We start from the raw sequence: 23,895 nt of genomic DNA, 5'->3' as shown, positions 1-23,895 counted from the left end.
CCGTGTGCGGCGGGTGCGGCGGGTGCGGGGCCGAGGGCCCCGATGGTCCCGCGCCGGGGGCGCGCCGGGCCGGTCACCCGGTCACCTCGTCGCCGGCGCCCGATCACCCCGCCCCGCTCATGACGTCCATTCGAACTCGCGCTCCCGCCGGGTGCCCGGATGGCCGGAAGTCGACGCCATCATCCATTCCCGGGTGAGGCCGGTACGGTGAGAGGTGTGTTTCCTGGCACGTGGAACCCCCATCGAGAATGGGATACGAACGCGATCGGCCGCTGACGGCCGGGGATTTCAACGATGACAGGAATGAAAATAAGCCCTGTTCTACCCCGTCCATGGGGGAAACGCTATTGGGTGAAATGCTATATGTCAGCCACGGGTAACCCTTATCGCACCCCTAACGGATTTGTCCATCCCGGTGGCCCTCTTCCGCCCTCGGGACACCCCCCGGGGCCGCCGCTCCCGGTGCGGGGCGCGGCGGGTTTCCCCGCGGGTTTTCGCGCGGGTTCGCGCGGCGGGGAGAGATAGGGGAGAGCCGGGGGAGGCGGGGGCGGAGCCGGCCCGCCCGCCGGTGCCCGGTACCGGACCGGGCACCGGCGGGCCGCGGCCGCCGGCGCCCCCGCCCAGCTCACCACCGTTCCGGCGCCCGTGCGCGAGTGGCCCACCCCTCCTCGTTAAGGGGGGGTAGGGGGTTGTTCGCCGCTGTGCGGCTGACAACCATGAACGGTGTCGGCGAGAAAGGCACCGGACGCGGGACCCGGCCCGCCGAACCTCGGTGAAACACGTCCTCCCCACCCGCGGGCAGGTCCGGAAAGGCGGGCAACGGGAGTGTGATCGCCGGTGGCCGCGTTTTCCCAATTCCTGTGAACCGCGGCTCCGGATTACGCGTGCCGCGTTCTTCGTGCCCGTTCCCGGTGCGCGGGGGAAAGCAGTGCGCGGTTCTTCGTGCCCGTTCCCGGTGCGCGGGGGAAGGTGGTGCGCGGTTTTCGTGCGCTTTCCCGGTGTGCGCGTTCCCGGCGTGCGGGGGAAGGTGGCACGCGGTTCTTTCGCGTGCCGTACGGGCGGCGTGCCGACGGCGGCGCGACGCCCGGCGGCGTGTCCGGTGGCATGCCGCCGACGCGCCGGGCGGTGCGTGCGGCGTGCGCGGTGCGCGCGGTTCCCCGGACCTCCGGCCCGCCGGCGGCGCGGGCCACGTGCTCGCGGCACCCGTCACCGATACCCGGCAGCTCCCAGAAAGGTTTCGGACATGCAGATCCACCAGCTCGAAGTGGACGGCTCGTTCCTGGTCACCCCCCAGATCTTCTCGGACGATCGGGGGTTGTTCCTGGAGATCTTCAACCAGCCCGCGTTCCACAAGGCGATCGGCCATCCCCTCTCGGTCGCCCAGGTCAACTGCTCGGTGTCCCGCGCCGGGACGATCCGCGGCCTGCACGCCGCCTCCCTGCCCGGCCAGGCCCGCTACGTGACCTGCGCGCAGGGCGCCATCGTCGACATCCTCGTCGACATCCGGGTCGGCTCGCCCACGTACGGCAAGCACGTCGCGGTCCAGCTGACCGCGGAGAACCGGCACGCCCTCTATCTGGCCGAGGGCCTGGCGCACGGCTTCGCCCCGCTGACCGCGCACGCCACGGTCGTCTACCTGTGCTCCAGCACCTGGTCGCCCCAGGGGGAGATCCAGATCAACCCGCTGGACCCGGAGCTGGCGCTGCCCTGGCCGAAGCAGGACGAGTTGCTGCTGTCGGACAAGGACCGCGCCGCCCCGTCGCTGCGGGAGACCGCCGAGCTGGGGCTGCTGCCCTCGTACGCCGACTGCAGGGCCAGATACGCCGAGCTCGACGACTACGCCTTCACCGGATGACGACCCCGCGCAAACCCTGGAGCCAGTGATGATCCCATTGTTCAGCGTGTCGATGTCCCCCGAGGCCCCCGCCGCGGCCGCCCAGGTACTGGGCAGCGGCAGGATCGGCCAGGGCGCCAAGGTCGAGGAGTTCGAGAGGGCACTGGCCGAGAGGATCGGCAACCCCCGGGTGACCACGCTCAACAGCGCCACCGCGGGGCTGCAGCTCGCCCTGCACCTGGTCGCCGGTGACCGCAGCGCGGAGGGCGACCCCGAGGGCGAGGTGCTGACCACGCCGCTGACCATGGAGGCCACCAACTGGGCCATCCTGGCCAACCGGCTGCGCATCCGCTGGGTCGACGTCGACCCGGCCACCCTCAACGTCGACCTGGACGACCTGGCCCGCAAGATCTCGCCCCGGACGCGCGCCATCATGGTCGTGCACTTCGCCGGCTACCCGGTCGACCTCGACCGGCTCGGCCAGATCCTCGACGAGGCCGAGGCCAGGTTCGGCTTCCGGCCGGCGGTGATCGAGGACTCGGCGCACGCCTGGGGGGCCACCTACCACGGCACCCCGATCGGCGGTCATGGCAACATCGCCGTCTTCAGCTTCCAGGCCATCAAGCACCTGACCTCCGGCGACGGCGGCGCGCTCGTGCTGCCCGACGACGAGCTGCACCGGCGGGCCGGGCTGCTGCGCTGGTTCGGCATCGACCGCACGGCCGACCGGCTGCGCAACCCGCCCGACGTCACCGAGTGGGGCTACAAGATCCACATGAACGACATCAACGCCTCGATCGGGCTGGCCAACCTGGCGGCCGTCGACGGGGTCCTGGCCAGGCACCGCGACAACGCCGCCTTCTACGACCGCGAGCTCGCCGGGATCCCCGGGCTGGAGCTGACCGAGCGGGCCGGTGACCGGGAGTCGTCCTTCTGGATCTACCCCATGAAGGTGGAGGACCGGGAGTCGTTCATGAAGCGCATGGACGACGCGGGCATCATGGTCAGCAACGTGCACGAGCGCAACGACCTGCACACCTGCGTCCGCGACTACTCCGCCCTGCTGCCCAACCTCGAACGCGTCGCCCCGCGGATCGTCTGCGTGCCCGTCGGCTCGTGGGTCACCGACGAGCAGCGCGAGCACGTCGTCGCCACGATCAGGAAGGGCTGGTGACGGTCCTTCCGCCCGCGAGGCCGGGCGCGCGAGGGCGCCCGGCCCTCCGCGGCCTCCGGGAGCCGAGGCCCTGCCGGGGCCGCCGTTCCCGGCGAGCCCCGCATCGGCCGGTCGTCTCCGACGGCACCGGCACTCGTACAGACATCGGCATCGGCACTGACACCGGCACTGACACCGGCACAGACATCGGCATCGGCACTGACACCGGCGCCGGTACGCGGCAGGCCCGGTGAGGGAGGTTCACATGTCCATCGCCCCCAGCGTCAAGGGAACCCTGGCGTTCGGCGAGCACAAGACCTGGTACCGGGTGACCGGTACGCCCGGGTCCGGGCGGCCCGCGCTGGTCGCCCTGCACGGAGGGCCGGGCAGCACGCACGACTACCTGGTGGGCCTGGCCGCGCTCTCCGAGGCGGGCTGGCCCGTCGTCCACTACGACCAGCTGGGCAACGGCGGCTCGACCCACCTGCCCGGCGCGGACGCGGGCTTCTGGACACCCCGGCTGTTCCTCGACGAGCTGGACAACCTGCTGCGCGGCCTGGGCGTGGACGACGACTACGTGCTGTTCGGCCAGTCGTGGGGCGGCCTGCTCGCGGCGGCGCACGCCTCCGCCAGGCCGGAGGGACTGCGCGGCCTGGTGGTCGCCAACGCGCCCGCCTCGTACCCGCTGTGGCTGAGCGAGATGCGGGTCCTGCGCGACCGGCTGCCGCCAGGCGTCGACGACACGCTGCGCCGGCACGAGGCCGCGGGCACGACGGACTCCAAGGAGTACTTCGACGCCATGATGGTCTTCTACAACCGCCACGTCTGCACGCTGGACCCGTGGCCGCGCGAGTTCCTCGCGACGTTCATGGAGATCTACAACAACCCCGCCGTCTACTACGCGATGAACGGGCCGAGCGAGTTCCACGTGATCGGCTCGCTGCGCGACTGGGGGGTGGTCGACCTCCTGCCCGACATCGAGGTGCCCACCCTGGTGATCTCCGGCCGGCACGACGAGGCCACCCCCGTCACGGTGCGTCCGTACGCCGACCTCATCCCCGGTGCGCGCTGGGAGATCTTCGAGAACTCCAGCCACACGCCGCACCTGGAGGAGCCGGAGCGCTTCACCGCGGTCATGACCGAGTTCCTCAAGAGTTTGGGATAGCCATATGGAGACCGGCGCCAAGGCCGCCACCGCGATCGTCTTTCCCGGGATGGGCCCCACGAAGTTCACCGACGTCGCGGCGTTCATGCTCGACAACCCCTCCGCGCGGCGGCTGGTCGCGCTCGCCGACGACGCGCTCGGCTACTCGCTGACCGGCCGCTTCCGCGACTCGGGCGACGACTACACCGAGGCGGCGCAGGTCGCGTTCATGGTCAACTGCCTGGCCCTGGCCGACTGGGCCGGCCGGGAGCTGGGCATCGAGCCCGAGGTGTGCGCGGGCCCCAGCTTCGGCGGCAAGGCCGCCGCGGCCTACTCGGGGGCGCTGTCCTTCGAGGACGCCGTGCGCATGACCGCCGGGCTGGCCCGCGTCACCGAGGAGTACTTCGCCCGCGAGCACACCGACATCGTCACCCACTCCTTCGTACGCGTCCCCGAGCCCAGGCTGCGGGAGCTGCTGGCGGAGCTGGACGGGTACGGCGAGTGGCACGACCTGTCCTGCCACATCGACCACGACTTCCACATGCTGTCGCTGCGCGAGGGGCGGGTGGAGTGGCTGCAGGAGCGGATCCGCTCGGTCGGCGGCCTCTCGCTCTACACGATGCGGCCCCCGATGCACTCGGCCGCGTTCGAGCCGCTGCGGAGGAAGGCGGCCGAGGAGGTCCTCGACGGCCTGAGCTTCGCCGACCCCCGCCTGCCGGTCGTCGACGACCACGACGGGACGGTGCTGACGACGGGGGAGCAGGTGCGGACGATGCTGCTCGACGGCTTCGTGCGGGCGCTGCGCTGGCCCGACGTGGTGGCCGCCCTGCGGAGGCTCGGTGTGGCCAGGGTCTGCGTCGCCGGTCAGGACAGCCTGTTCGGGCGGGTGCCGGTCACGAAGAGGAACTTCACCGTCGTCCCGGTGAACCCACGGGTGGCGATGGCGCCGCAGCCGGCGCGGCCCTCCGGTGCGTGAGGTGAGCGGCTCACCGTACTCGTCCAGCTCGTCCAAGGGGATCCGTCCAGGAGGGGCCCGCGGGTCCGGGGGGACGTGCCCGCGGGCCCCGGCGGATCACGCGACGGGCCTGAGCATCCCGGACAGGGTCCTCCAGAGCGTCCCGGGGGTCTCGAAGGTCTCCATGGTCAGCGCGTCGTCCTGGAACCGCACGCCGTACTCCTCCTCCAGCGTGGCCAGCAGCTCGACGATGGCGAGCGAGTCGAGCCCGAAGCCCGCCAGGCTGCCGTCCTCGCCGAGCTTCTCCTCGGGGGGCAGAAAGGGGAGCTGCCGGCGCAGGATCTCCTCGAAACGATCGTCCCACATGGCAATCGATTTCCCTTCTCAACGGTGGTCGCGATGAGGGGGCGCGCGAAAAAGAACGGCAACCTGGGTCGCGTTTCTCGGAATTCGCCCCTGGGGCGGCGCCCGTATCGGGCACTACTGCGGATTCAGCCCCTCTTCCGCTGAATGTAGCGCGCGCCCGCGCCGGTGTCCACCATTCCAACCGGAATTCGCGGAGTTAATCCGGTGTTTTCCGCGAGGTGTATCCGAACATTTATGGGCGCTCATCGAGATCCGAGGACGGAAATGAACACAGAAACCTCCCACGCGCTCTACTCGCGTTTTCTGCGCGGTCTGGAGGCGTCCCCAGAGGGGGTGGCCTTCCGCGTCGGCGGCACCGCCGTCACCTACGCCGAGGCCCACCGCTCCGCGCTGCTGTGGGCGGGGGCGCTGCTGCGCGCCACCCCCGCCCCGCCCCGGGCCGTAGGGGTGCTCGCCGCCAAGGGCGCCACCTCCTACGTCGGCATCCTCGCCGGCCTGTTCGCCGGGGTGACCGTCGTGCCGCTGCAGCCGGACTTCCCCGCCGCCCGTACCCGGCAGATGATCGAGGCCGCCGGGATCTCCGCGCTGGTCGTCGACGACCGGGGCGCGGCGCGGGCCGCCGAACTGCGGGCCGGGGGGCTGGACGTCGCGGTCCTGGACCCGGGGGCCGCCGCCCCCGACCCCGCGCACGCGCTCGCGCGCCCCCGCCCCGTCGACCCCTCCGACGTGGCGTACGTGCTGTTCACCTCGGGGTCCACCGGCCGTCCCAAGGGGGTGCCGATCACCCACGCCAACACCGCCCACTACTTCGCCTTCCTCGACCGGCGCTACGACTTCACCCCCGGGGACGTCTTCTCGCAGACCTTCGACCTGACCTTCGACTGCGCGATGTTCGACCTGTTCTGCGCCTGGGGCGCGGGGGCGAGCGTGGTCGTCGTACCGCCGCACGCCTACCGGGACCTGCCGGCGTTCCTCGCCGAGCAGGGCGTCACCGTGTGGTTCTCCACGCCGAGCGCCATCTCGATGGTCCGCAGGACCAGCGGCCTCCAGCCGGACGCGCTGCCCGGCCTGCGCTGGAGCCTCTTCGCCGGAGAGGCCCTGAAGTGCGCCGACGCCGCCGACTGGCAGCGGGCCGCGCCCTCCTCCACGCTGGAGAACCTCTACGGGCCGACCGAGCTCACCATCACCATCACCGGTCACCGCTGGGACCCGGAGACCTCGCCCGGTCTGGGCGTCAACGGCATGTCGCCGATCGGCGCCGTCAACGACGGGCACGACCACCTGCTCCTGAACGACCGGGGCGAGGCCGACCCCGACGAGGGCGAGCTGTGGATCACCGGGCCGCAGACCACCCCCGGCTACCTCGACCCCGCCGACGACAAGGGCCGGTTCGTCGAGCGCGACGGGCGTACCTGGTACAACACCGGCGACCGGATCCGCCGCGCGCCCAACGGCGAGCTGGTCTACCTGGGCAGGGCCGACGCCCAGGTGCAGGTCCAGGGCTGGCGGGTGGAGCTCGCCGAGATCGACCACGCCCTCTGCCTGTGCGACGGGGTCGAGGACGCGGTGACCGTGAGCGGCACCATCAACGGGGTCACCGAGCTGGTCGTGTTCTACACCGGGAGGCCCTCGCGCCCGGCGGACCTCGCCGCCCGGCTCCGCGACATCCTGCCGCCGGGCATCATCCCCCGCCACTACTGGCACATGGACGAGCTGCCGCTGAACCCCAACCGCAAGGTCGACCGCCTCGACCTGCGCGGCCGGGCCGCCGACCTGCTCGTCAACGGGGGAAGGTCGCGGCCCGCGTGACGCGGCCCGGAGCCGGTACCGGTGTCCTCACCGGCACCGGTACCGGTTCGCGCTCCGATCCCGATCCCGATCCTGATCCCGGTACCGGTTCGCGTTCCGGCCCCGGCATCGGTCGCGGCACGGGGTCCCGCTCCGGCTCCAATGCCGGTCGCGGCCTCGAATCCGGCAGGCCCACGACCTCGAATCCGCGCGCCCGCGGCGCCGGGGTTTCCGCAAAGGCCCCCCGTAAAGGCACCCCGCGAAGACCTCCGCAAAGGCGCCCCGTGAAAGCGCCCCCGAAAAGGGACCCCAGAAAGGGACCCCAGTGCCGGAACGCACCCCCCGGACTCTTAGGGGGGCGTAGGGGGTAGGGGTCGCGAGGAAACCCGAGGTAACGTTTCCGTGGATTTGTCTGGTCCAATCGTGAAGTAAATGAATGGGCCGCCGGAAATAATTCCCTTTTTCTTTTCCAGGGACGGGAGAGTCACGTTGGACGGCTTGATTCCCGGGGCGCCGCCCCTGCGGTCGGATCTCATACACAATCTGCTGGACGACGCCGCGGCCGCGAGGCCCGTCGACGCCGCGGTCCGCGACTCGCGGGGCGGCTGGGACTACCGGCGGGTCGAGGAGCTCAGCCACGCCTTCGACGGCTGGCTCGCGGCCCGGGGGGTCGGCCACGGTGACCGGGTCATCGTCCAGCTCCCCAACCGGCGGGAGATGGTCCCGATCGTCTACGGCGTCTCCAGGCGCGGCGCCATCCTCGTACCGCTGAACCCCGGCATGAAGCCCTTCCACCTGCGGTCGGTCCTGGAGGACTCCGGGCCCGCCCTGATCATCGGCTCCGGGGAGTCGGGCGAGGCCGTACGGGACCTCGCCACCGTGCCCGTGCACGACATCGACGAGATCTGGGCCGAGGTCGAGGAGCGGGTCGGCCTGCCCGCCGGGCACGAGCCGGTCAAGGTCGTGCCTGAGGACGTCGCGATCCTCATCTACACCTCGGGCAGCACGGCCGCGCCGAAGGCGGTCGTGTGCCCGCACGCGCGGGTCGTCTACGCCGCCTCCGCCATCAACGCGGTGCTCGGCTACCGGCCGGGCGACGTGGTCTTCTGCCGCCCGCCGATGTCCTTCGACTACGGCCTGTACCAGATCTTCCTGTCGGCCCTCGGCCACGCGGAGCTGGTGCTGGCCGGCGACGGGCCCGACCTGGTGCTGCTCGCGCAGATCCGCGACTGCGGCGCGACCGTCGTGCCGGTCGTTCCCTCCCTGGGCTCGATGATCGCGACGCTGGCCAGGCGCGCCCCCGGCTCCACGCCCGCCGTGCGGATGTTCACCAACACCGGCGCGGCGCTGCCCGCCGCGACCATCGACAGCCTGCACGAGTCGTTCCCCGGGGCGCGGGTGGTCCGGATGTACGGCATCACCGAGTGCAAGCGCGTCACGATCATGGAACCGGAGCTGGACCGGGAGCGCCCCGGCGCGTCCGGCAGGCCGCTGCCGGGCACCCGGGTGCTGATCCTGGACGGCGAGGGCCGCCCGCTGCCCGCCGGGGAGATCGGGGAGATCGTCGTCGCCGGGCCGAACGTGATGGCCGGCTACTGGCGCGACCCGGTGCTGACCGCGCGCGCCTACCGCCCCGACCCGGAGACCGGAGAGGCGCGCCTGCACACCGGCGACTACGGCCGCCTCGACGAGGACGGCTACCTCTACTTCCAGGGGCGCCGCGACGACATGTTCAAGCGCAAGGGCACCCGGATGAGCACCGTGGAGATCGAGGCCGCCGCGATGGACGTCCCCGGCGTCCGGGCGGCGGTGGCCCTGCCCCCCGACGAGGACCGCGACCTCGTGGTGTTCGTCGAGAGCGACCTGGCACCCCACGCGGTGCTGCGCGAGCTCGCCCTGCGGCTGGAACCTCCCAAGGTGCCCGCCGCCTGCCACGTGCTGGAGAAGTTCCCCCTCACCCTCAACGGCAAGAACGAGCGCAAGCAGCTGACGCTGCTGCTGGAGGACGCGCGATGAGCAGGAACGCCGATCTCGTCGCCCAGTACGGCTCCCCGCTGTACGTCTACGACCTCGACCGCGTGACGGCCGCCAGGGACGCCCTGCTGTCCTCGCTGCCGGAGAACTTCAAACTGTTCTTCTCCTTCAAGGCCAACCCCCACCCGGAGATCGCCCGCGCGCTGCGCGGCGACGGCGAGCGCGGCTGCCTGGCCGAGATCAGCTCGACCGGGGAGCTGACCGCCGCGCTGGAGGCCGGTTTCCGCGGCTCCCAGATCCTCTACACGGGCCCCGGCAAGACCTACGAGGAGCTGCGGACCGCGATCGGCGCCGGGGTGAACTCGTTCTCCGTGGAGTCGCCCACCGACCTGCAGCACGTGGGCGAGGTGGCGACCGAGCACGGCGTGGTGGTCGACTGCCTGCTGCGGGTCAACAGCGCCACGTCGAGCGCGGCCACCAGCATCAGGATGACCGGCACGCCGTCCCAGTTCGGCATCGACAGCGAGACGCTGCCCGAGCTGATGCCCGAGCTGAGCGCGGTGCCCGGCACCCGGCTGGCCGGGGCGCACCTGTTCTCGCTGAGCAACGCCAAGGACGAGGAGAGCCTCGTCGGGGAGTTCCGCCACACCATCTCGGTCGCCGCGAAACTCCAGCGGGAGACGGGCCTGCCCATCCGCCTCCTGGACATCGGCGGGGGCTTCGCCGCCCCTTACCTGTCGCCGGGGGAGCGTCCCGCGTACCCGAACCTCCGCGCGGAGCTGGAGGTCATCCTCGACGAGCACTTCCCGCACTGGCGCGAGGGCGTCCCGGAGATCGCCTGCGAGTCCGGCCGCCACCTGGTCGGGGACTCCGGCGAGCTGCTGTGCACCGTGGTCAACGTCAAGGAGAGCCGGGGCCGCAAGTTCGTCATCCTCGACGCCGGTATCAACACCCTCGGCGGCATGTCCGGCCTCGGGCGGCTGCTGCCGGTGTCCGTGCGGCTGGACGACGAGGCCCTGCCCGAGGGGGCCGGCCCGGACGGCCCGGACGGGCTGGAGGTCGCGACCCTGGCGGGCCCCCTGTGCACCCCGGGCGACCTCCTCGGCAAGAACGTGCGGCTCCCGGTGCTCAAGCCCGGCGACGTGGTGAGCATCCCCAACGCCGGGGCGTACGGGATGACCGCGAGCCTGCTGATGTTCCTCGGGCGCCCCGCGCCCGCCGAGGTCGTCACGCGCGGCGGCGAGGTCGTGTCCGCCTCCCGCGTCGAGTTCGTCCGGAAGTACAGCTGACCCAACCGGGCGCGCGGCCGGGGTCCGGCCGCGCGGCCCGGCGGGGCCGTCCCGCGCCAAGGCGGGCGGCTCCGGCGGATTTCGAAGATCGATACGGCTTTTTCACACGACGACGTGGAGTGGACGGATGAGCGAGTCCGAGCAGTTCGTTTCTGGCACCTCCGGCGCGGCGGGCGGCGGGCGGGGAGAGGCCTCGGCGTTCGAGTTCCCCCGCGCGGACCTCCCCGCGGAACGGCAGCTCGGCTTCCTGGTCGAGCTCGTGCACGACCTGACGGTCGAGATCCTGCGCACCGTGCTGCCGTACGCGCCGGACGTCGTCGACCCCCACCAGGCGTTCCAGGAGATGGGCTTCGACTCGCTCGCCGCCGTCGAGCTGCACGACCGGCTGGCCGAGACGATCGGCGCGGAACTGCCGATGACGCTCGCCTTCGACCACCCCACCCCCGCCGCCGTCGCCGTGTACCTGTTCACCGAGGTCTACGACATGGCCGCCGAGGAGACCTCCGAGGTCCGCGCGACCGTCGGCTCCGACGAGCCGATCGCCATCGTCGGCATCGGCTGCCGCTACCCGGGAGGCGTCGCCACCCCCGAGGAGCTGTGGCGCATCGTCACCGAGGGCGCCGAGACGACCACCGGGTTCCCCGTCGACCGGGGCTGGGACCTTGAGCGTCTCTTCGACGACGACCCGGAGAAGTCCAACACCACCTACGCCCGCGTCGGGCACTTCCTGCACGACGCCGCCGAGTTCGACCCCGACTTCTTCGGGATCAACCCGCGCGAGGCCGTCGCGATGGACCCGCAGCAGCGGCTGCTGCTGGAGACCGCGTGGGAGGCCTTCGAGCGGGCCGGCATCGACCCGCGCTCGCTGAAGGGCAGCCAGACCGGCGTGTTCATCGGCGCCGAGCCGCAGGACTACGGCCCCCGGCTGGACAAGGCCCCCGGCGAGATCGAGGGCTACCTGGTCACCGGCAACGCCACCAGCGTCGTGTCGGGCCGCATCGCCTACTCCCTCGGCCTGGAGGGGCCGACGCTCACCGTCGACACCGCCTGCTCCGCCTCCCTGGTCGCGATCCACCTCGCCTGCCAGTCGCTGCGGACGGGCGAGACCCCCCTGGCCCTGGCCGGCGGCGTGACCGTGATGTCCACCCCCGGCACCTACACCGCGTTCAGCAAGCAGCGCGTGATCGCCGCCGACGGCCGCTGCAAGGCGTTCTCCTCCTCCGCCGACGGCACGGGCTTCTCCGAGGGCGTCGGCGTCATCGTGGTCGAGCGGCTGTCGGACGCGCTCCGCAACGGCCACCCCGTGCTGGCGGTCATCCGCGGTTCGGCGATCAACCAGGACGGCGCGAGCAGCGGGCTGACCGCGCCGAACGGGCCCTCCCAGGAGCGGGTCATCCGCCAGGCGATGGCCAACGCCGGTCTCACCAGCGGTGACGTCGACGTGGTCGAGGCGCATGGCACCGGTACCAAGCTGGGCGACCCGATCGAGGCGCACGCCCTGATGGCCACCTACGGGCGCGGCCGGGGCGACGCCCCGCCGCTGCGGCTGGGCTCGATCAAGTCGAACATCGGCCACACCCAGGCGGCGGCCGGTTCCGCCGGTGTGATCAAGATGGTGATGGCGATGCGGCACGGCGTGCTGCCCCGCACCCTGCACGTGGACGCGCCCTCCCCGTACGTCAACTGGTCCCTCGGCGCGGTCGAGCTGCTGACCGAGGACCTTCCCTGGGACAAGGACGGCGCCCCGCGCCGGGCCGCGGTGTCCTCCTTCGGCGTCAGCGGCACCAACGCGCACGTCATCCTGGAGGAGGCCCCGGCCGCCGACCCCCTCCCCGAGCCCGGCGTTCCCGTCGCGGTGCCGGTGGCGGTCCCGGTGGCGCTGTCGGCCAGGAGCGAGCCGGCGCTGCGGGCCCAGGCCGCGCGCCTCGCCGCCCACCTGGAGGACCGCGAGGACCTCGACCTCGACCTCGCCGGCCTGGTCGACCTCGGGCACTCGCTGCTGACCACGCGGTCGACGTGGGACCACCGCGCGGTGGTCGTCGCGTCCGGCCACGACGAGCTGCTCGCCGGACTGGCCGCGCTCGCCGAGGGCGAGGCCGCCCCCGGCGTGTTCGAGGGCGTCGCCCCCGCCGGGGTGCGCCCGATCTTCGTCTTCCCCGGCCAGGGGTCCCAGTGGACCGGCATGGCCGTGGAACTGCTCGACTCCTCCCCGGTCTTCGCGCGCAAGATGGAGGAGTGCGCGGCGGAGATCGAGACCTACGTGGACTGGAAGCTGCTCGACGTGCTGCGCGGCGCCCCCGGCGCGCCCACCCTGGAGCCGCTGGAGGTCGTCCAGCCGGTGCTGTTCGCGGTGATGGTCTCGCTCGCCGCGCTCTGGGAGTCCCACGGCGTCAGGCCGGCCGCCGTCGTCGGCCACTCGCAGGGCGAGGTCGCCGCCGCGTACGTGGCGGGGGGCCTGTCGCTGGCCGACGCCGTCCGCGTGATCGTGCTGCGCAGCCGCCTGTTCGCCGAGACCCTGCTGGGCAGGGGCGGGGTCGCCGCCGTCGCGCTGCCCGCCACCGAGCTCGAACGCCGCCTCGCCCACTGGCACGGCAAGCTGTCCGTCGGCGGCAAGAACGGCCCCTTCTCCTCGACGGTGGTCGGCGACTCCGACGCGCTGGCCGAGCTGGTCGCCCAGTGCGAGTCCGTCGGCGTGCGCGCCCGCGTCGTGGCCTCCTCGGTCGCCTCGCACTGCGCCCAGGTCGACCCGCTGCGCGAGCGCCTGCTGGAGATGCTCGCCCCGGTCTCCCCGAGGACGGGCGACATCCCCTTCTACTCGACGGTGACCGGCGGCCTGCACGACACCGCCGGGCTGAACGCCGAGTACTGGTTCTGCAACGCCCGCTACCCCGTCGAGTTCCACCAGGTCGTCCAGACGCTGCTGGCCGACGGGCACCGCGTGTTCCTGGAGTCCAGCCCGCACCCGGTGCTCGCGATGAGCGTCCAGGACGCGGTCGACGAGGCAGGGGCCGACGCCTTCGCCTTCGGCTCCCTGCGCCGCGACGAGGGTGGCCCGCGCCGCTTCCTCGCCTCGCTCGCCGAGGCCCACGTCCGCGGCCTCCCGGTCAGCTGGGACCCGGTGTTCGGCCCGTACGGGCCGCGCCGGGTCGAGCTGCCCACGTACGCCTTCCAGCACCGGCGCTTCTGGCTGGACGCCGGGACCTCCGGCGGTGACGTCACCTCGGCCGGGCTGACCGCCGCCGACCACCCCCTCCTGGGCGCGGCCGTGATGCTCGCCGACTCCGACGGGGTGCTGTTCGCGGGCAGGCTCTCGCTCCAGACCCACCCGTGGCTCGCCGACCACGCCGCCTCCGGCACGGTGCTGCTGCCGGGTACGGCGTTCGTGGAGCTGGCGGTGCGCGCCGGTGACCAGGTGGGGTGCGGGACGGTGGACGAGCTGACGCTGGAGGCGCCGCTGGTGCTGACGGGCGGCGGCGGTGTCCAGGTGCAGGTGTCGGTGGGCGCCCCGGACGAGACGGGCAGGCGCCCGGTCGCCGTCCACTCCCGCCCCGAGGACGCCCCGCTCGACATCCCCTGGACCCGGCACGCGACCGGCTTCGTGGCCGCGCCCGTGTCCCCCGAGGTGTTCGACCTCATCGAGTGGCCCCCCGCGGGCGCGACGGCGGTGGACCTGGACGGCCTGTACGAGAGGCTGGCGGGCCAGGGCTACGGGTACGGCCCGGTTTTCCAGGGGTTGCGGGCGGCGTGGCGGCGCGGCGACGAGGTCTTCGCCGAGGTCTCCCTGCCCGAGGGGATGGGCGCGCAGGCCGAGCGCTTCGGCGTCCACCCGGCGCTGCTGGACGCCGCCCTGCACGCCGAGTCGCTGCTGGACGGCGCCGCCGACGGGGTGAGCCTGCCCTTCGCCTGGTCCGGGGTCTCCCTGTACGCCACGGGCGCCGCCGCCGTGCGGGTACGGCTGTGGTCGGACGGCCCCGACACCGTCTCGCTGCGGCTGGCCGACCCCTCGGGGGCCGCCGTCGCGTCGGTACGGTCACTGGTCTCGCGGCCGGTCTCCTCCGGGCAGCTCGCCGCCGCGGCCACCTCCCACCACGACTCGCTGTTCCGCCTCGACTGGACCGTACTGCCCGTGGTGGAGGCACCCGGGGAGAGCCGGGCCGTCCTGCTCGGCCCCGACGCGCACGGCCTGCGCGCGGCCGGTGCGGTGGCCGGCGGGTTCGAGGACCTGGACGCGCTGGCGGATTCGGGCGTGGTCCCCGACCTGGTGTTCGTCTCCTTCGGGCCTCTCGATGGCGAGGGTGTCGCGGAGGGAGTGCGGACGGCGGCGTACCGGGCGCTGGCGGTGGTGCGGGAGTGGCTGGCCGAGGAGCGGTTCGGGTCGGCGCGGCTCGTCGTGGTGACCCGGGGCGCGGTCGCGGCCGGGCCGGGCGAGGACGTCCGCGACCTGGCGAACGCCCCGGTGTGGGGCCTGCTCCGCTCCGCCCAGTCGGAGAACCCCGACCGCGTCGTGCTGCTGGACCTCGACGAGGAGGACGCGCAGGCCGGAACCCTGCTCGCCGCCGCGGGCTCCGGCGAGCCCCAGCTGGCCGTCCGGGCGGGCCGGGTGCTGGCCGCCCGCCTGGCGCGGGCCGCGTCCGGTGGCGGGCTGGTGCCTCCGGCGGGGGTGGCCGAGTGGCGGCTGGACGCGCCGGTCAAGGGAAGCCTGACGGACCTGACGCTGGTCCCGGCCCCCGAGATGGGCCGGGCCCTGGAGCCCGGCGAGGTGCGGGTCTCCATCCGCGCCGCCGGGCTCAACTTCCGGGACCTGGTCGTCACCCTGGGCATGGTGCCCGAGAACGACGAGCCCATCGGCGGGGAGATCGCCGGTGTGGTGCTGGAGGTCGGTTCCGGGGTGGCGGACCTTTCACCGGGTGACCGGGTGTTCGGCCTGCTGGACGGGGCGTTCGGCCCGGTCGGGGTGACCGACAGGCGGCTGCTGGCGCCGATCCCGGAGGGCTGGACCTTCGAGCGGGCCGCGGCCCTCCCGGTGGTCTACCTCACCGCCTACTACGGGCTCGTCCGGCTGGGCGGTCTCGCCTCCGGCGAGTCGGTGCTGGTGCACGCCGGTGCCGGTGGGGTGGGCATGGCGGCGGTGCAGCTGGCCCGGCACTTCGGGGCGGAGGTGTTCGCGACGGCGAGCCCGGCCAAGTGGGAGGTGCTGCGGTCGCTGGGCCTGGACGACGAGCACATCTCCTCCTCCCGCGACCTGGACTTCGAGGAACACTTCCTGCGGGCCACGGAAGGCCGGGGCGTGGACGTGGTGCTCAACTCGCTGGCCCGCGAGTTCGTGGACGCCTCCCTGCGCCTGCTGCCCAGGGGCGGCCGGTTCCTGGAGATCGGCAAGACCGACCTGCGTACCCCCGAGGAGGTCGCCGCCGCGCACGCCGGGGTCGACTATCTTCCGTACTCGCTGATGGAGGCCGGGTTCGACGGCCTGCGCGACATGTTCTCCGAGGTGCTCGACCTGTTCGGGCGCGGGGTGCTGCGGCCGTTGCCGGTGCGGTCGTGGGACGTGCGGCGGTCGGCGGAGGCGTTCCGGTTCCTGTCGCAGGCGCGGCACGTGGGCAAGATCGTGTTGACGATGCCGCAGGTGTTCGGCGCGGACGGCACGGTGCTGGTGACCGGTGGTACGGGCACGCTGGGTGGTTTGGTGGCCCGTCACCTGGCGGGTGCGCATGGGGTGCGTCATCTGGTGCTGACCAGCCGCCGGGGCCGGGAGGCCGAGGGGGTGGCGGAGCTGGAGGCCGAGCTGAACGCGCTCGGCGCGCGGGTGACGGTGGCCGCGTGCGACGTGGCCGACCGGACGGCACTGGCCGCGCTGCTGGCGCAGATCCCGGCCGACCGCCCGCTGACCGGAGTCGTCCACACCGCCGGAATCCTCGACGACGGCGTCATCGAGACGCTCACCCCGGAGCGGGTGGACGCGGTGCTGCGGCCCAAGGTGGACGCGGCGTGGAACCTGCACGAACTCACCCGCGACCTCGACCTGTCCGCGTTCGTCATGTACTCCTCGGCCGCCGGGGTCTTCGGCGACGCCGGACAGGGCAACTACGCCGCCGCCAACAGCTTCCTCGACGCGCTGGCCGCGCACCGCAGGGCTCACGGCCTGGCCGGGGTCTCGCTGGCCTGGGGCTTCTGGAACCAGCGCAGCGGCATGAGCGCGCACCTGGGCGACGCCGACGTCGCCCGCATGGAGCAGTCCGGCGCCCGCGGCCTGTCGTCGGAGGAGGGGCTCGCGCTGTTCGACGCCGCCGCCGCCGTCGACGAGGCCCTGCTGGTGCCGATCCACCTCGACCTCGCCGCCCTGCGCGGCGCGAACGGCACGCCGCCCGCACTCCTGCGCGGCCTCGTCCGCGCCCCCGCCCGCCGCGAGGTGACGGCGCCCGCGACCTCCGCCGCTGGAGGCTCCCCCCTGCTGCGCCAGCTGACCGGCCTGCCCGAGGCCGAGCGCGAGCGCGTGCTCGTCTCCCTCATCCGTACGCAGGCCGCCACCGTGCTCGGCCACGCCGACGCCGACTCGGTGCAGTCGGGCCGCGCCTTCAAGGAGCTCGGCTTCGACTCGCTCACCGCCATCGAGCTGCGCAACCGGCTCAACGCCGCGACCGGGCTGCGCCTGCCTGCCACCCTGGTCTTCGACTACCCGACCCCCGTCGCGCTGGCCGGGCACCTCATGGGCAGGCTGCTCGGCGCGGGCGTCCCCGCGCGGGCCGCGGATCCGCTCGTGCGGGCCGCCGCGCCGGTGGACGACGACCCCATCGTGATCGTCTCCATGAGCTGCCGCTACCCGGGCGGCGTCGACTCGCCCGAGGCGCTGTGGAGGCTGCTGGAGGAGGGCGGCGACGCCATCTCGGACTTCCCCGCCAACCGGGGCTGGGACCTGGACCGGCTCTTCGACCCCGACCCCGCCAGGCACGGCACCAGCTACGCCAGGGGCGGCGGCTTCATGCACGAGGCGGGCGAGTTCGACGCGGGCTTCTTCGGCATCTCGCCGCGCGAGGCCCTCGCCACCGACCCGCAGCAGAGGCTGCTGCTTGAGGCGGCCTGGGAGGTGCTGGAGCGCGCGGGCATCGCCCCCGACGCTCTCAAGGGCAGCTCGACCGGCGTGTTCGTCGGGGCGTCGAGCACCGGCTACGCCACCGGGCTCGCCACGCTGCCCGAGGGCGTCGAGGGCTACCTGCTCACCGGCAACTCCAGCTCGGTGATGTCGGGCAGGGTCGCCTACGTGCTCGGCCTGGAGGGACCCGCCGTCACGGTGGACACCGCCTGCTCCTCCTCGCTGGTGGCGCTCCACCTCGCCTGCGACTCCCTGCGCCGTGGCGAGAGCACTCTCGCGCTGGCCGGAGGCGTGACGGTGGTCTCCACCCCCGAGCTGTTCGTCGAGTTCAGCCGCCAGCGCGGCCTCGCCCCCGACAGCCGCGTCAAGTCCTTCGCCGACGCCGCCGACGGCACGGTGTTCTCCGAGGGCGTCGGCATGGTCGTCCTGGAGCGGCTGTCGGACGCGCGCCGCAACGGTCACCCGGTGCTGGCGGTGGTGCGGGGCAGCGCGGTCAACCAGGACGGCGCGAGCAACGGCCTGTCGGCGCCGAGCGGCCCCTCCCAGCAGCGGGTCATCCGCCAGGCGCTGGCCAACTCCGGCCTCTCGCCCGCCGACGTGGACGCCGTCGAGGCGCACGGCACCGGCACCACCCTGGGCGACCCGATCGAGGCCCAGGCCCTGCTCGCCACCTACGGCGAGGGCCGGCCCGAGGACCGGCCGCTCTGGCTGGGCGCGATCAAGTCCAACCTCGGCCACACCCAGTGCGCCGCGGGCGTCGCGGGCGTCATCAAGATGGTGCTCTCCATCCACAACAACCTGCTGCCCAGGACCCTGCACGTGGACGCTCCGACGTCCCACGTCGACTGGTCGGCGGGCGCGGTGTCGCTGCTGACCGAGCCGGTCGAGTGGCCGGAGAACGGCCACCCGCGCCGCGCGGGAGTCTCCGCCTTCGGCATCAGCGGCACCAACGCCCACCTCATCATCGAGCAGCCCCCCGCCCCTGCCGGGGACGCGGAGCCGGTCGGTACGCCCGAGGTGGAGACGGCGGCGCTGCCGCTCCTGGTGTCGGCGCGGAGCGAGGAGGCGCTGCGGGCGCAGGCCTCCCGTCTGGCGACGTTCCTGGAGGAGCGCGGGGACCTGGACCTGCTGGACACCGCGTACTCGCTCGCGACGACGCGGGCGGCGCTCGACCATCGTGCGGTGGTGGTGGGCGGGGATCGTGCGGGGGTGGTGCGTGGGTTGTCGGCTTTGGCCGAGAACGGTTCGACTCCGGGTGTGGTGCGGGGCCGGGTGGGTGATGGCCGGTTGGCGGTGTTGTTCTCGGGTCAGGGTTCGCAGCGGGCGGGGATGGGCCGGGAGTTGTCCCGGTTGGTTCCGGGGTTCGCGGTGGTGGTGGAGGAGATCTGCGGTCACTTCGAGGGGTTGCTGGAGCGGCCGTTGGGTGAGGTGCTGTTCGCGGAGGCGGGCTCTGAGGCGGCGGCGTCGCTGGATCGTACGGTCTACACGCAGGCGGCGCTGTTCGCGGTGGAGGTGGCGCTGTTCCGGGTTTTGGAGGGGTGGGGGGTGCGGGCGGATTACCTGCTGGGGCACTCGATCGGGGAGTTGGTCGCGGCGCATGTGGCGGGGGTGTTGTCGCTGCAGGACGCGTGCGCTCTGGTGGCGGCGCGGGGCCGGTTGATGCAGGCGCTGCCCGAGGGCGGCTCGATGGTCGCCCTGCAGGCTGGCGAGGCCGAGGTGCTGGAGGTGCTGTCGTCCGTTGACGCCGGCGGGACCCGGGTGGGGATCGCCGCGTTGAACGGCCCGACGTCGGTGGTGGTGTCCGGTGATGAGGACGCGGTCGCGGAGGTGGCGGAGCATTTCGGTGGTCTGGGGAGGAAGAGCCGTCGGCTTCGGGTGAGTCACGCGTTTCATTCGCCGCGGATGGAGGCGATGCTGGCGGACTTCCGGGCGGTGGCCGAGAGGGTGTCCTACGCTCCGGCGCGGGTCGCGGTGGTGTCCAACGTGACGGGTGCGTTGGCGGGGGAGGAGTTGGGGACGGCGGAGTATTGGGTGCGGCATGTGCGTCAGGCGGTGCGGTTCGCCGATGGGATCGCGGTGCTGGAGGCGGCGGGGGTGGGGACGTTCGTGGAGGCGGGTCCGGACGCGGTGTTGTCGGCGATGGGCCAGGAGTGCCTCACCGCCAGCGCGTCGGCGATGAACGGTTCCGGCACGGAGTCCGGGGCCGTGTTCGTGCCGATGTTGCGGCGTGATCGTGGCGAGGTGTCGGAGTTGGTCGCGGCGCTGGGCGCTCTGCACGCCCGGGGGGTGGCCGTGGACTGGGAGGCCTTCTTCACCGACGCGGCGAGCGCGGCGGGTGTGGAGGTGCCGCGCAGGGTGGAGCTGCCCACGTACGCCTTCCAGCACCGCCACTACTGGCTGGAGACCGGCGGCCTCACCGGTGACGCGACCGGCCTGGGCCAGGTCTCCGCCGAGCATCCCCTCCTGGGCGCGGTGGTGGCGCTGCCCGAGTCCGGCGGCGCCGTGCTGACCGGGCGGGTCTCGCTGAGCAGCCACCCCTGGCTGGCCGACCACACCATCCTGGACAACGTCCTTGTACCGGGCACGGCCTTCGTCGAGCTGGCGGTCCGCGCGGGAACCCAGGTCGGCTGCGAGGCCGTCGAGGAACTCACCCTGGAGGCCCCGCTGGTCCTGACCGGCAGGGACGGCGTCGCGCTCCAGGCGGTCGTCGGCGGTGCCGACGACTCAGGGCGCCGCCCCCTGTCACTGTACTCGCGGGCCGGGGCCGGCGACGAGCCGTGGACCCGGCACGCCACCGGTTTCCTCGCCCCCTCGGGGGCCGACGGGTCCGCCGGTGACTTCGACCTCGCCGCGTGGCCGCCGCCGGGCGCCACCCCCGTCGACCTCACCGGCCTGTACGAGCGGCTGGCCTCCGAGGGGGCGGGCTACGGCCCGGCCTTCCAGGGGCTGCGCGCCGCCTGGAGCCGGGACGGCGAGGTGTTCGCCGACGTCGCGCTGCCCGAGAACGTCGCCGCCGACGCCTCCCTGTTCGGCATCCACCCGGCGCTGCTGGACGCCGCGCTGCACGCCATCGAGCTCGGCGGGCAGGCCGCGCCCGACCAGGCGGTCGAGCTGCCGTTCGCCTGGAGCGGCGTCGCGCTGCACGCCACCGGCGCCTCGTCGGTCCGGGTACGGGTCTCCAGGGACGCCTCCGGCACCGCCTCGCTCCAGGTGGCCGACGTCACCGGCGCCCCGGTGGTCACCATCGGGTCGCTGGTCATGCGACCCGTCTCCGGCGACCGGCTCGGCGCCGCCCGCGACACGGTCCGCGAGTCGCTGTACCGGGTGGACTGGACGGCCGTGCCCGCCGTCGCGGGCGGCGGGGAGTGGGCCGTCCTCGGCACCGAGGACGGCGAGCTGGGCAGGTCCCTGCGCGCCGCCGGGCTCGACGCCACCTTCGTCGGCGGTCTCGACGCGCTGCGGGCCATGCGGTCCAGGCCGGGGACCGTGCTGGTCTCCACCTGGGAGGACAGGGCGGGATCGGAGGAGACCGAGCCCGAGGCGGCGCGCGCCGCGACGCTCCGCGTCCTCGACCTGCTCGGCGCCTGGCCGGCCGACGACCGCCTCGCCGGGACCAGGCTCGCGGTGGTGACCCGCGGCGCGGTCAGGAGCGGGTTCGGCGACGGCCCGCCCGACCTCGCGCAGGCACCCCTGTGGGGCCTCGTCCGCGCGGCGCAGGCGGAGAACCCCGGCCGGTTCCTGCTGGTCGACGTGGACGGCACCGACGCCTCCCACCGCGCGCTGCCCGCCGTACTGGAGGCCGGGGAGCCCGAGCTGGCGCTGCGTGACGGGCAGGCGGTGGCGCCGCGCCTGGCCAGGGCGCGGGCGGCGGGCATGCTGGAGCCGCCGTCCGGCGCGCGGGCCTGGCGCCTGGAGGTGACCACGCAGGGCACGCTGGACAACCTGGCGCTGGCCCCGTGCGACGCCGACGAGCGCCCGCTGGAGCCCGGCCAGGTGCGGGTGGCGATCCGCGCCGGTGGCCTGAACTTCCGCGACGTCATGATCACTCTCGGCATGTATCCCGGCAGGGCCGACCTGGGCGCCGACGCAGCCGGGGTGGTCACCGAGGTCGGGCCCGGCGTCACCGGCCTCGCGCCCGGCGACCGCGTGATGGGCCTCGTCGACGCGGGCTTCGGCCCCTACGCGGTGGTCGACCGGCGCATGGTCGTGCCGATCCCCGCGGGCTGGACCTTCGCCGAGGCCGCCGCGGTGCCCGCCGTGTTCGCCACCGCCTACTACGGCCTCGTCGACCTCGCCGGTCTCAAGGAGGGCGAGTCGGTGCTGGTGCACGCGGCGGCCGGCGGCGTCGGCATGGCGGCCGTGCAGCTGGCCAGGCATCTGGGCGCCGAGGTGTTCGGCACCGTGAGCGACGGCAAGCGGGACGCGCTGCGGGCCCTGGGCGTCGCCGACGACCGCATGGCCTCCTCCCGGGACCTGGACTTCAAGGGCCGCTTCCTGGAGGCCACCGGCGGGCGCGGCGTCGACGTCGTCCTCAACTCGCTGGCCCGCGAGTTCGTGGACGCCTCCCTGGACCTGCTGCCGCGCGGCGGCCGGTTCGCCGAGATGGGCAAGACCGACGTGCGGTTCGCCGAGGAGGTCGCCGCGGAGCATCCCGGCGTCTCCTACCGGGCCTTCGACCTCTCCGACGCCGGCCCCGACCGGACCGCGGAGATCCTGGCCGAGCTGGTCCGGCTGTTCGAGCGCGGGGCGCTCACCCCGCCGCCGGTCCGCAGCTGGGACGTGCGGCACGCCCCCGAGGCGTTCCGGTTCATGGCGCAGGCCAGGCACGTCGGCAAGCTCGTGCTCACCGTGCCCGTCCCCCTCGACCCCGAGGGCACGGTGCTCGTCACCGGCGGCACCGGAGGGCTCGGCGCCCTCGTCGCGCGGCACCTCGTCACCCGCCACGGTGCCCGCCACCTCCTGCTGGCCGGGCGGCGGGGCATCGAGGCCCCGGGCGCCGAAGGGCTCCGCGACGAGCTGGCCGGGCTGGGAGCCGAGGTCACCGTCGCCGCCTGCGACGTCTCCGACCGGGACGCCCTGACGGCGCTGCTCGCCGGTCTGCCCGCTAGCCACCCGCTCACCGCGGTCGTCCACACGGCCGGGGTCGTGGCCGACGGCGTCGTCGGTTCCCTCACGCCCGCCCAGGTCGACACCGTCTGGCGGCCGAAGCCCGGCGCCGCCTGGCACCTGCACGAACTCACCCGCGGCCTCGACCTGTCGGCGTTCGTGCTGTTCTCCTCCTCGGCGGGGACGCTGGACGGCGCCGGGCAGGGCAACTACGCCGCCGCGAACGTCTTCCTGGACGCGCTGGCCGAGCACAGGAGGGCCGCGGGCCTGCCCGCGGTCTCCCTGGCCTGGGGCATGTGGGCGCCCGAGGTCGGCGGCATGACCGCCCAGCTGGGCGAGGCCGACCTGCGGCGCGTACGGCGCTCCGGCCTGCTGCCGCTGACGGCCGAGACCGGGCTGGCGCTGTTCGACGAGTCGCTCGTCCTCGGCGAGGCCGCGCTGGCGCCCGTCCGGCTGGACCTGGCGGCGCTGCGCTCGCGCGCCGACGCGCCACCGGCGATGCTGCGCGGCCTGGTCGCGGCCAGGACCAGGCGGGTGGCCCGCGAGGCCGCCCCGGCCCCGGCCGAGCAGTCGCTGCAGCAGCGGCTGGAGTCGTTGTCGGCCTCCGGCCGCGACCGCCTGCTGCTGGACCTGGTGCGCACCCACGTCGCCGCCGTCCTGGGCCACGAGGACGGGGACGCCGTCGACGCGCTCCGGCCGTTCAAGGAGCTGGGCTTCGACTCGCTGACCGCGGTGGAGCTGCGCAACCGGCTCGGCGCCGCCACCGGGGTGCGGCTGCCCGCGACCCTCATCTTCGACTACCCGACCCTGGCCTCGGTCGCCGACCACATCAGGACGGAACTGGTCGCCGACGAACCGCCCGCCACGACGCTGGAGGCGGAGCTGGCCCGGCTGGAGCACGCGATGGAGAGCGCGGCGCCCGACCCGGCGGAGCACGAGAGGATCGCCGGCCGGCTGCGCGCGCTCACCTCCAGATGGCTGGAGACACGCGGCGGGGAGACGGTGCGGGCGGGCGCGCCCGAGCTGGGCTCGGCGACCGCGGACGAGCTCTTCGACATCCTCGACAGCGAGCTGTGACAGGTTTCGACCTGGGTCGGCCCCCTCGCGCCTCGCGCGAGGGGCTCCTGCCCCGGGACCACCGCGCCCTCACAACCACCCACCGCAGGGATGAGCGTTATGGGCCCTCAGACCGATAT

Annotated in this window: 9 protein-coding genes; 8 read left to right on the top strand and 1 reads right to left on the bottom strand. The window is 73.6% G+C overall.

From position 1 onward, the window contains the following. Nucleotides 1-1,243: 1,243 nt before the first annotated feature. From rfbC to ACSC1Q_RS00510, 4 genes are all read left to right on the top strand, one after another. Nucleotides 1,244-1,855: a dTDP-4-dehydrorhamnose 3,5-epimerase gene (rfbC, locus tag ACSC1Q_RS00525; protein ID WP_436756634.1), complete on the top strand. Its 612-nt coding sequence runs from the start codon at nt 1,244-1,246 to the stop codon at nt 1,853-1,855. Between the two features lie 28 nt (nt 1,856-1,883). Beyond that, a complete protein-coding gene (locus ACSC1Q_RS00520) occupies nt 1,884-3,008 on the top strand; it encodes a DegT/DnrJ/EryC1/StrS family aminotransferase (RefSeq protein WP_436756633.1) in 1,125 nt (374 codons plus the stop codon). Between the two features lie 244 nt (nt 3,009-3,252). Further along, complete coding sequence (locus tag ACSC1Q_RS00515) at nt 3,253-4,152, top strand: proline iminopeptidase-family hydrolase (RefSeq protein WP_436756632.1); 900 nt, start codon at nt 3,253-3,255, stop codon at nt 4,150-4,152. A gap of 4 nt (nt 4,153-4,156) precedes the next feature. Next, nucleotides 4,157-5,107, top strand: a complete 951-nt coding sequence (locus tag ACSC1Q_RS00510) for an ACP S-malonyltransferase (RefSeq protein WP_436756631.1) — start codon at nt 4,157-4,159, stop codon at nt 5,105-5,107. A gap of 96 nt (nt 5,108-5,203) precedes the next feature. Here the strand turns inward: ACSC1Q_RS00510 and ACSC1Q_RS00505 are convergent, their stop codons facing one another. Then, complete coding sequence (locus ACSC1Q_RS00505) at nt 5,204-5,452, bottom strand: acyl carrier protein (RefSeq protein WP_436756630.1); 249 nt, start codon at nt 5,450-5,452, stop codon at nt 5,204-5,206. Nucleotides 5,453-5,716: 264 nt separating this feature from the next. Between ACSC1Q_RS00505 and ACSC1Q_RS00500 the strand changes: the two genes are divergently transcribed. The 4 genes from ACSC1Q_RS00500 (at nt 5,717) to ACSC1Q_RS00485 (ending at nt 23,776) form a co-directional block, all read left to right on the top strand. Then, entirely contained in the window at nt 5,717-7,261 is a 1,545-nt protein-coding gene (locus ACSC1Q_RS00500) for an AMP-binding protein (protein WP_436756629.1), read from the top strand. A gap of 468 nt (nt 7,262-7,729) precedes the next feature. Further along, nucleotides 7,730-9,256 (top strand): AMP-binding protein, encoded by a 1,527-nt coding sequence (locus ACSC1Q_RS00495; RefSeq protein WP_436756628.1) that lies wholly within the window; start codon nt 7,730-7,732, stop codon nt 9,254-9,256. After that, nucleotides 9,253-10,503: a type III PLP-dependent enzyme domain-containing protein gene (locus tag ACSC1Q_RS00490; protein ID WP_436756627.1), complete on the top strand. Its 1,251-nt coding sequence runs from the start codon at nt 9,253-9,255 to the stop codon at nt 10,501-10,503. The genes ACSC1Q_RS00495 and ACSC1Q_RS00490 overlap by 4 nt, the downstream gene beginning before the upstream one ends. Before the next feature lie 127 nt (nt 10,504-10,630). Next, nucleotides 10,631-23,776, top strand: a complete 13,146-nt coding sequence (locus tag ACSC1Q_RS00485) for an SDR family NAD(P)-dependent oxidoreductase (RefSeq protein ID WP_436756626.1) — start codon at nt 10,631-10,633, stop codon at nt 23,774-23,776. Nucleotides 23,777-23,895: the final 119 nt, after the last annotated feature.

It is taken from the genome of Streptosporangium heterodermiicola, from assembly GCF_051390675.1.
Classification (GTDB): Bacteria; Actinomycetota; Actinomycetes; order Streptosporangiales; family Streptosporangiaceae; genus Streptosporangium.
Note: the sequence above shows the minus strand (reverse complement) of the source record. Positions and strands in the feature narration are given on the sequence as shown.